This is a genomic window from Rhodococcus sp. 05-2254-5 (assembly GCF_002258575.1).
Classification (GTDB): Bacteria; Actinomycetota; Actinomycetes; order Mycobacteriales; family Mycobacteriaceae; genus Rhodococcoides; species Rhodococcoides fascians.
The window spans coordinates 63,036-74,142 of the sequence record NZ_NOZG01000020.1; the positions used below are offsets into that span (position 1 = coordinate 63,036).

Annotated in this window: 1 protein-coding gene and 1 tRNA gene; one reads left to right on the forward strand and one right to left on the reverse strand. The window is 66.7% G+C overall.

All coding sequences use genetic code 11. From position 1 onward, the window contains the following. Nucleotides 1-40: 40 nt before the first annotated feature. Nucleotides 41-10,945, reverse strand: coding sequence for a non-ribosomal peptide synthetase (locus CH278_RS27465; protein ID WP_179279579.1), 10,905 nt, complete (start codon nucleotides 10,943-10,945; stop codon nucleotides 41-43). Between CH278_RS27465 and CH278_RS27470 the strand changes: the two genes are divergently transcribed. Continuing rightward, nucleotides 10,898-11,004 (forward strand) — tRNA-OTHER (locus tag CH278_RS27470). The genes CH278_RS27465 and CH278_RS27470 overlap by 48 nt on opposite strands. The last annotated feature ends 103 nt before the right edge of the window (nucleotides 11,005-11,107 follow it).

Genomic DNA, 11,107 nt, shown 5'->3' on the forward strand with positions numbered 1-11,107 from the left:
CTGATCGATCCACGTGCACAACCGGCGAGCTCGGCTTTCGTCACGACGACGCGATCACCGACTCCGCCCGTTGGATCAACGATGCCAGAGCGGTCGACAACCCCTCTGCACCGAGGGCGGGCAAGATGCCCGGAATCAGTGCGGACAGCGTGACCGTCACCAGAGCCTGCGGCTTCATCGCCGCGCCCATCGTCGCCGACATCTGCGTCAATTTGGCGTTCAGGGCCGCAAAATCGACACTCGTCGATTCGTGCTCGAGCGCCACCGCATCGGGCGCGGTCGCCGCTGCGTCGGCAATCAACTGCGGTAGGTCGTCGACCGTCTTCGGCTTGGCGCGCGGCGCGAACTCGGCCTTCTCCTCGTCCGTGAGGATGTCGATGGATCGCAGCACCACCTCGGGATCGGAGACGACCGTCCGCAGAATCTTCGACAGCCGCTCGGCGAACGTCGCTATCGTCGATTCGTCGAAGATCGACGTCGCGTAGGTGAACGTCGCCTCGATGTCCTGCAGCGCTCCGGTCTCGTCGAAGTTCTCGACGGCGGTCAGCTGAAGGTCGAACTTCGCCTGATCGTCGCCTGCCGGCAGCGCCTGCACCTGCAGGCCCGGCAACTCGAACGTGCCCGTCGCATGGTTCTGGAACGTCAACATCGCCTGGAACAGCGGTGTGTAGGCACTCGACCGAGCGCGGCCGAGCGCATCGACCAGCCGCTCGAACGGAACGTCCGCGTGGCCGAACGCCGCGAGGTCCTTGTCCTTCGCCTGACGTACCAGGTCCAGGAACGTGCCGTTCGGATCGATCTGCGTGCGCAGCACCAACGTGTTGACGAACATGCCCACCAGGTCGTCCAGTTGCTCCTCGCCGCGTCCTGCGGTCGGGGTGCCGATGCTGATGTCCGACGAGTTGCTCAACCGGCCCAGCAGAACCGCGAACGCGCTGTGCACCACCATGAACGTCGTCGCCGCATGCTCGCGGGCGATCTTCTCTATGGCCGACGCCACGTCGGAACCGAACGTGAAGCCGTACGACGCGCCTTCCATGGTCGGTCGAGGTGGCCGTGGGCGATCGAGCGGCAGTGCCAGTTGTTCCGGCGCTCCCGCCAGCTCGGCGGTCCAGTAGGCCAGCTGCTTCGCCAGCGGACTGTCCGGGTCGTCCTCGCGGCCGAGTACATCACGCTGCCACAGCGCGAAATCGGCGTACTGCACCGGCAGCGGTGCCCACGACGGCATCTCCCCCGCCACCCGAGCGGTGTAGGCGACCATGACATCGCGGATCAACGGCCCCATCGAGAACCCGTCGGCGGCGATGTGGTGAGCCACCACGGCGAGGACGTGTTCGTCGTCGCCGACCTGCAGCAGCGCAGCCCGGACCGGGACGGTCTTCGTCACGTCGAATCCCGCACCGAGGACGTCTGTCAGGCGGGACACCACGGCGTCCGGTGCCACCTGTTCGGGTTCGAGATCCACCCCGACGTCGGCGACGCCACCGATCTGCTGCACCGGGCCGTCGACCGAATCGGGGTAGGCCGTCCGCAGAATCTCGTGGCGACCGAGCACATCGTCGAACGCGCCGCGGAGCGAGGCAATGTCGAGGGCACCGGTCAACCGCACCGCAACGGGGATGTTGTACGCGGACGAGCCCGGGTCGATGCGGTTGATCGTCCACATCCGTTCCTGGGCGATCGACAGGGGTAGTCGATCGGGACGCTCGCGCACCGTCAGTTCCCGGCGGGCACCGCCGCCGACGAGCGGCGCGATGTGTGCAGCGAGGCCCGCCACCGTGGACGCCGCGAACACCGATCGCACGGGAATCTGCGCGTCGAGAGCCTGGCCGAGGCGCGAGACCAGTTGAGTTGCGATCAACGAGTTTCCGCCGAGGGCGAAGAAGTCGTCGTCCAGCCCCGCGCGGTCCAGCCCGAGCAGTTCGGCAACGGTCGTCGCGACGATCTCCTCGATCGGGGTGACCGGTGCGCGGAACTCGGTGGCCTCGAAGTGCGGCGCGGGCAGCGCCTTTCGGTCCAGCTTTCCGTTGGCATTGAGCGGTAGCGCTTCGAGCACCACGAATGCCGCAGGCACCATGTACGACGGAACGAGATGCGAGAGTTCGGATTCGACGTGCGCGACATCGACGACCTCCCCGGCCCGGCCGACGACGTAGGCCACCAACTGGTCACCCATGGACTCGCCGCTGTGCACCACGACGGCCGAATCTGCCACTGCCGGCTGCGACCGCAGGGCCGCTTCGATCTCACCGAGCTCGATGCGGAATCCGCGAATCTTCACCTGGAAGTCGGCCCGATCGATGTACTCGAGGTGCGCCGGGGCCGGCGTTCCGTCGACGACGGGCACACGCCAGCGCACCAGGTCGCCGGTGCGGTACATCCGAGAACCGTTCGCGTCGAACGGATTGGCGACGAATCGCTCCGACGTCAGGTCCGCGCGCCCGAAGTAGCCGCGCGCCAGCTGCGCGCCGGCCAGGTAGAGCTCGCCGCTGACACCCGCAGGCACCGGATGCAACCGCGAGTCCAACACGAACACCGTCGTGTTCGCCTCGGGAACACCGATCGGCACCGCGGTCGTATCGGCGTCCGTCACCGCGTGCGCGGTCACCGACACCGCTGCCTCGGTCGGCCCGTACAGGTTGTGCAGGTCGGTCGATCCGTTCCGCTTGCGGAACTCCTGTGCGACGGCAGCGGGCAGTGCCTCACCGATCGCCAGCACCCGCCGCAGGCTCGGCGATACCTCGCCCGCGGCGACGGTGCCGAGCATCGACAGCATCGACGGCACCAGGTGCAGTGTCGTCACCGACTGCGTGCGAATCAGTTCCAGCAGGTAGTCGGGGTCACGATGACCGTCGGCCTCGGCCACGACGAGCCGTCCGCCGGAGGTCAGCTGCGACCAGAACTCCCACACCGACAGGTCGAACGTCGCTGCGGTCTTGAGCAGCGCTGCGTCGGTCTCGTCGAGTGCGTACTCCGCACGCAGCCAGTTCAGCTGGTTGACGACGGCACCGTGCGAGACCGCAACGCCCTTCGGACGACCGGTCGATCCGGACGTGAAGATGACGTACGCGGTGTTGGCTGCGGTGAGCACCCCGGTGCGTTCGGACGCGCCAACCGGAGCACCCGAGTAGGCATCGGCGTCGAACCGGGCCAGATCCACGATCGGGGCAGCATCGGTGATCTCGGCACCCACATCGCCGGAGATCAGAATGCACGCAGGAGCGGCTGTCTCGAGAACCAACGCGTTGCGCTCGGCCGGCTGGTCCGGATCGATCGGAACGTACGCCCCGCCTGCCGTCGAGATGGCGTACATGCCGACGAGGAGATCGACCGAGCGTCGAATGGCAAGGCCGACAGGCACTTCCGGCCCGACACCCATGCCGATCAGGTGCCGCGCGAGCTGCGAGACCCGCTCGGCGAACTCTCCGTACGTCACCACGCCGTCGTCGTGGACGAGTGCGACTGCAGCGCGGTCGCGTTCGGCGGCTGCACCGAACAGATCGGGCAGGGTCGTGTGTTCCACGACACCGAAATCGTGAACCGTGTCGTTCCAGTCCTCGACGATCGCAGATCGCTCGCCGTCCAGCAGCACGTCGAGATCGCCGATGGGTGTCGACGGCGACGCCACGACGGCGGCCAGCACGGCCTCGAAGCGGGCCACGAGTGAACGGGCGGTGCTCTCGTCGAACAGATCCGTCGCGTAGGTCAGCAGGGCATCGAAGCCACCTGCCGCGCCGTCGCCCTGCTGGGCATCGGACACGATCAGATGCAGATCGAACTGGGAGTTGCCGGTCTCGGTGTCGAGCGCCGAGATTTCCAACCCGTCGAGCTCGAACTCGCGGCGAGCGAAGTTCTGGAACGAGAAGCCGACCTGGAACAGCGGGTGCCGAGCCGTCGAGCGCGTGGGGTTGACCACGTCGACGAGCCGCTCGAACGGGATGTCCGAGTGGGCGAACGCCTGCAGATCGGTTTCACGCGCGGCGTCGAGGAGATCACCGAAGGTCGCCTCGCCCGGAACATCGAGTCGCAACACCAGGGTGTTGACGAACATGCCGACGAGGTTCTCGATCTCGGCCTCGCCGCGACCTGCGATGGGTGTACCCACGACGATGTCCGAGGACCCCGAGATCCGCGAAAGCAGCACTGCGAAGGCCGCATGCACGGCCATGAAGACGGTCGCGTTGTGCGCGCGGGCCAGTTCTGCGAGACGCGCGTGCGCGTCGACGTCGATTCGGAAATCGATGCGATTGCCGCGGAACGTCTGGCTCGCCGGACGCGGGCGATCGAGAGGTAGCTCGATCTGCTCGGGCAACTCCGACAGCGCGGCAGACCAGTATCGAATCTGTTGCGCTGCAATCGATTCGGCGTCGCCCTCGGAGCCGAGAACGTCGCGTTGCCAGAGCGCGTAGTCGGCGTACTGCACCGGCAGCGGAGCCCATGCGGGATCGGAATGCCGGGTACGGGCGGCATAGGCCGTCATGACGTCGGTCGACAACGGCATCATCGACAGACCGTCGGCGCTGATGTGATGGACCACCATCGCCAGCACGAACTCGGTGTCGGAGACTCGGAACAGCGAGGTCTTCAACGGAACCTCTGCGGTCACGTCGAACGTCGACGCCAGCAGCTCCAGCACCCGAGCGGTCACCGATTCCGCGTCGGTGTCGATCACGTCGAGAGTCGTCGGCACCTGGGACATCGGCACGACCACCTGATGCGGTCCCTCGGGCGAATCCGGGTACACCGATCGCAGTGTCTCGTGCCGCTCGATGACGTCCGAGACCGCGCTCTGCAACGCGCCGACGTTCAGATCGCCGCTCAGGCGCAGAGCGAACGGGATGTTGTACGCCGTCGAGTCCGAGTCGAACCGGTTGAGGAACCACATCCGCTGCTGCGCGAGCGACAGTGGAACTCGATCGGGACGAGGCCCTGGCACCAGCGCCGGCCGCGCGCCCGAGCCCTGCTCGACCCTCGCGGCGAGTGCCGCGACCGTCGGGGCCTCGAACAATGCCCGAACCGGGACCGTCGTGTCGGCGGAGGCACCGAGTCGGGACACCACCTGGGTGGCCACCAAAGAGTTGCCGCCGAGTTCGAAGAAGTCGTCGTCGAGACCGACCCGGTCGAGACCGAGGACGTCGGCGAAAAGCTCGGCGACCATGGACTCGATCGGAGTCGTCGGTTGCCTGAACTCACGGGTTCGTGCGGCCGGTTCGGGCAAGGCTCGCCGGTCCAGCTTTCCGTTGGTGGTCAACGGAATTGCGTCGAGCACCACGAACGCCGACGGGACCATGTACTCGGGGAGCTGCTCGGCCACCGACGCACGGACGGCGTCGACGTCGATCGTGGAACCGGTTGCGGGCACCAGGTAAGCAACAAGGCGCGCGGCACCGGGAGCGTCCTCGCGCACGATCACCGCGGCTTGTCCGACGGCCGGAGCCGACAGAACCGACGATTCGACTTCGCCCAGTTCGATGCGGAAGCCGCGGATCTTGACCTGATCGTCTGCGCGACCGACGAATTCGAGCTCACCGGTGGGCGACCACCGGGCGACGTCGCCGGTGCGATAAAGCACGGAACCGTCGCCTGCGAAGGGATCTGCCACGAATCGTGTCGCCGTCAGGTCCGGCCGACCCAGGTATCCCCGCGCCACCTGACCGCCCGAGACGTACATCTCTCCCGGGACACCCGCCGGCACGAGGCCGAGTCGCGCATCCAACACGTACACGGACAACCCGGAGATCGCCCGACCCACCAGTGACCCCGATGCCTCCGCGGCAGCCTGCGCATCGAGAGCCCGATGCGAGACGTGGACGGTGGTTTCGGTGATGCCGTACATGTTGACCAACTGTGGGGAACGATCGCCGTGCCGATCGAACCAACCGCTCAATCGACGCAGCTCCAACGCTTCTCCGCCGAAGACGACGTAGCGCAGCGCGTACTCGGCAGCACCCGATGCCGTGCGGTCGGCCTGGTCGAACTGGTAGAAAGCAGACGGGGTCTGGTTGAGCACGGTCACGCGTTCGCGAATCAACAACTCGCGCAGCGCTTCCGGCGACCTCGACGTGAAGTAGTCGACCACGACGACGGTGCCACCCGTGGTGAGCGGGCCCCACAGTTCCCACACGGAGAAGTCGAACGCGAACGAGTGGAACAGAGTCCAGACGTCGGCGGGGCCGAAATCGAAGTGCCGCTGGGTGTTCGCCAGCAGGCGGACGACGTTGCGGTGCGGGACGACGACGCCCTTGGGGGTGCCGGTCGAACCCGAGGTGTAGATGACGTACGCAGCTTCTGCGGCCGTCACCGTCGGCAGAACGTCCGTCGCGAACCGGGACTCGTCCGCTGGGGTGTCCATGTCGACCCTGGGCAGTTCCGGCGGTAGCGCGACCTCGACGCCGGTCCAGGTCAGTACCGCGGCGGGACGCGAGTCGGCGAGCACGAACTCGATGCGATCGGCCGGGTACGACGGATCGATCGGTACGTATGCACCTCCGGCCTTGAGCACCGCGAGCAGCGCCACCACGAGATCGGCCGTGCGAGGCAGTACGACTGCGACCGCGGATTCGCGGCCGACACCCTGTGCGACAAGAACTCTCGCCAGTGCCGTCGACTCGGTGTCGATGTCTCCGTACGTGCGCGAGCGACCGTCGAAGACGACGGCGGCAGCGTCCGGGTTCTGCGCGACCCTTGCCGCGAACAGGGAGACGATGGAGTCGGCAGAATCCGCGACCGCCGGTGCGTCCTGGGCGAGGGCGAGAACGTGATCGCGCTCGGCCGTATCCATCACCGGGATGTCCCCGACGGGCTGCTCGGCATCGGTACCGACCGACTCCAGCACGCGGATCAGGCGCTCACCGAAGGCGCGCGCTGTGTCGTCGTCGTAGAGATCACGGGCGAACGTCACGTCGATGGCCGAGCTGCCGTCCGCCTGGTTCTCGGTGAACGTGAACTGGATGTCGAACTTCGCCGTCTCGACGTCGAGATCGACTCCGCGCACGGTCAGACCCGGGAGCTCGAGTTCGGTCTGCTCCATGTTCTGCACGGTCAGCATCACCTGGATCAGCGGATGCCGCGCGGCCGACCTCGGTGGGTCAAGTACCTCGACGAGTCGCTCGAACGGCACCTCCGCGTGCGCGAACGCCGACAGATCGGTGTTGCGCGTACGGGCGAGTAGATCGGTGAAGGCAGCACCGGGATCGATCTCGGTGCGCAGCACGAGGGTGTTGACGAACATACCGATGACGTCGTCGAGTGCCGCCTCACCGCGACCGGCGACCGGAGTACCGATGGCGATGTCGGTTTCGCCCGACAACCGGGAGAGCAACACCGCGAGAGCAGAGTGCAACACCATGAACAGTGAGCTCTGATTGGCGCGGGCTACCGCGCCGAGGCGCGCATGCGTCTGCGCATCGAGCGTCAGCCGAATGTTGCCGCCGCGGTAGGACGACCGATCGGGACGCACTCGGTCGCCGGGGAACGTGCTCTCGTCCGGCAGTCCCGACAGCGTTCGCGTCCAGTGTCGAATCTGGCCGGACACCGGTGAATCGGGATCGCTCTCGGAACCGAGCACGGTCTGCTGCCACAGGGTGTAGTCGGCGTAGCGAACCGCGAGCGGCGCCCAACCCGGTTCGCTGCCTGCACTCCGGGCCGCGTACGCAACCATGAGGTCGCGAGTCATCGGTCCGATCGAGAAACCGTCTGCGGCAATGTGATGTGTGGCCAAGGCCAGCACATGCCGGTTCGAGTCGAGCTCGAGCAGAATGGCGCGGAGTGGGGGTGCGGCCGTGACGTCGAAGCCCTGCACGAAGAACTCGGCCAGGGCGGCGGTGACGTCGTCGGCGGTGACCTTCGTCGGTGCCAGCTCCGGAGCTACCTGCGCTGCGGGGACGATGACCTGAGAGGCCACCCCGTCCACCTCGGGGTAGGCGGTGCGCAGCGATTCGTGCCGTTCGATCACGTCGGCCACGGCAGAGCGCAGCGCGACGACGTCGAGGTCACCGATCAGTTCGATGGCGACGGGCAGATTCTCCGTTGCCGAATCGACATCGAAACGGTTGAGGAACCACATCCGGCGCTGGGCGAGCGACAGCGGAACGAAGTCCGGCAACTCGGTGCGCACCAGAGGAGTCTTTCGTCCCGATCCCGAGAGTTCGTCCAGCTTCGCCGCCAGAGCCGCCACCGTCGACGCCTCGAAGATGGTCCGAACACTGACCGTGGTGTCCGTCGCGGCACCGATGCGCGACGCCACCCTGGTCGCCACGAGCGAGTTACCGCCGAGAGCGAAGAACTCGTCGTCGGCTCCGACGACATCGACGCCGAGCACGTCGCGGAACACCTGCGACACCACGATTTCCGACGTGGTCGTCGGAGCGCGGAAGGCACGCTGCTCGATATCCGGTGCCGGGAGCGCGCGCCGGTCGAGCTTGCCGTTGGCGGTCAGCGGAAGTGCGTCGAGCACGACGGTCGCAGCCGGAACCATGTACCCGGCGAGCGAGCGGGCGGCGAACGCCGTCAGGTCGGCCACGTCGACGGTCGCACCGGAGGCGGGGACCACATAGGCGACCAGTTGATCTCCGGCGACGGCCGTCTGCCGAACCAGCACCACGGCCGACTCCACCGACGGGTGCCGGCGCAGCACGGTCTCGATCTCCCCGAGTTCGATGCGCAAGCCACGCAACTTGACCTGGAAGTCTGTGCGGCCCAAGTACTCCAGGCGCCCGGTGTGAGACGAGGACTCCCGCCAGCGCACCAGATCGCCGGTGCGGTACATGCGAGAACCCGGTTCGCCGAACGGATCCGGCAGGAATCGATCTGCCGTCAGATCCACTCGACCGAGGTAGCCGCGGGCCAGTTGGACTCCGGCGAGATAGAGCTCACCTGCGACTCCGGGAGCAACCGGGGACAGTCGGGAGTCGAGGACGTACGTTCTGGTGTTCCACACCGGAACACCGATGGGAACCAGGTCGACGTCCGCCTCGGACACCTCGTGATAGGTGACGTCGACAGCCGCTTCGGTGGGTCCGTAGAGGTTGTGCAGCGCCACGCCCGGCAGGACGCGTCGGACGCGTTCGCCGACCTCGGCGGGCAGCGCCTCACCGGAGGCGAAGAGAGTCCGCAGCGACGCGGCTGCGGACGACGACTCGGCGGCGACGACGGAGACGAAGACCTCGAGCAACGACGGCACGAAGTGTGCCGTCGTGACCGACTGCGCCTCGATGGTCTCGAGCAGGTACTGCGGGTCTCGGTGCCCGTCCGGCTTCGCGACGACCAGCGTCGCCCCGATCTGCAACGGCCAGAACAGTTCCCACACCGACACGTCGAACGTGACGGGGGTCTTCTGCAACACGACATCGTCGGCGACGAGCTCGTATTCCGACTGCATCCACAGCAGCCGGTTGACGATTGCCTCGTGTGTGACGGCCACGCCCTTCGGCTGCCCGGTCGACCCGGACGTGAAGATGACGTATGCGGTGTTCGTCGGTGCGAGTGCACCGATTCGGTCCGCGTCGGTGATCGGTGCATCGGAGACCCCGGACAGGTCGAGAACGTCGATGTCGATCACGTCGAGCCCGTCGGCATCCACCGAGTCTCGTGACGTGCTCAGTACGCACACCGGTGCCGCGGTGCGCAGAATGTGCGCGATTCGCTCGGCAGGCTGATCCGGGTCGATCGGTACGTAGGCACCGCCCGCCGCGACGATCGCGTGAATTCCGACGAGGAGCTCCACCGAACGACGGGCGGCGATCGCCACGGTGGTCTCGGGGCCGACACCACGATCGACGAGGTACCGGGCAAGACGAGCCACCCGTGCGTCGAACTCGCCGTAGGACACCGACTCGTCACCGAATACCAGTGCGGTTCCGTCGGATTCGACCGACCGCCCGAGGGAGGCCAGCGTCTGCGACCGGTCGACGTCGTGGTCGGTGTCGTTCCAGTCGTCGAGCACGCGCTTGTACTCGACGTCGTCGAGCAGTTCGATGTCGCCCACGACGGTCGAGAGGTTGTCGGCGACGGATTCGAGGACCTTGATCAGACGCTCACCCAGGGTGACCACAGTGGACTCGTCGAACAGGTCGGTGGCGTAGGTGACATCGAACGTCATACCCTGCGCCGCACCACTGGGTCCGAACGATTCGACGAACGTGAACTGCAGGTCGAACAGTGCAACCAGGGTCTCGAAGTCGACGCCCGAGACCGACAGTCCCGGTAGTTCGAGATCCTTCTGCCCCAGGTTCTGGAACGCGAGCACCACCTGCACGAGGGGATGACGTGCCGTGGAACGTACCGGGTTGAGGATCTCCACCAGACGCTCGAACGGAACGTCCACGTGTGCCAGCGCCGACAGGTCGGTCTCGCGAGCATCGGCGAGTACCTGGTCGAACCTGCGCGCGGTGTCGATCTCCGTTCGGAGCACGAGGGTGTTGACGAACATGCCGATCAGGTCGTCGAGCGCCGCCTCACCGCGGCCCGCGACCGGTGTGCCGATCGCGATGTCGGTCTCGCCGGACAGCCGCGACAGCAGTACCGCGAGGCTGGTGTGCACCAGCATGAACAGCGACGCGTTCTCACGTCGGGACGCCTCGATCAGAGCGCGATGCAGTTCTCCGTCGATCGAGAAACGCACCAGCGCACCGCTGTTCGATGCCACCGCCGGCCTGGGACGGTCGGAGGGCACATCGAGCTGATCCGGCAGACCGGCCAACGTCGTCGTCCAGTAATCGATCTGCTGCGAGACCACGGACGTGGGGTCGTCCTCGGAGCCCAGCACCTCGCGCTGCCACAGGCTGTAGTCGGCGTAGTCGACCGGAAGCGGAGTCCAGTACGGCTCCTGGTTCATCGACCGCGCCGCATAGGCATTCATGACGTCGCGAGTGAGCGGGCCGAGCGAGAAACCATCGGCGGCGATGTGGTGCACCACGAACACCAGCAGGTGCTCGGTGGGGCTCACCTCGAACAACCGAGTACGGAACGGGAGGTCCTTCGACAGGTCGAATCCTGTCGTCGCCAGCACGCGCATGGCATCGGCCACCTGATGCGCGGAAATTTCGATCGGCGTCAATTCCGGTGTGGCCGTCTGCGCGTCGACGATCACCTGATGAGCCGTGCCGTC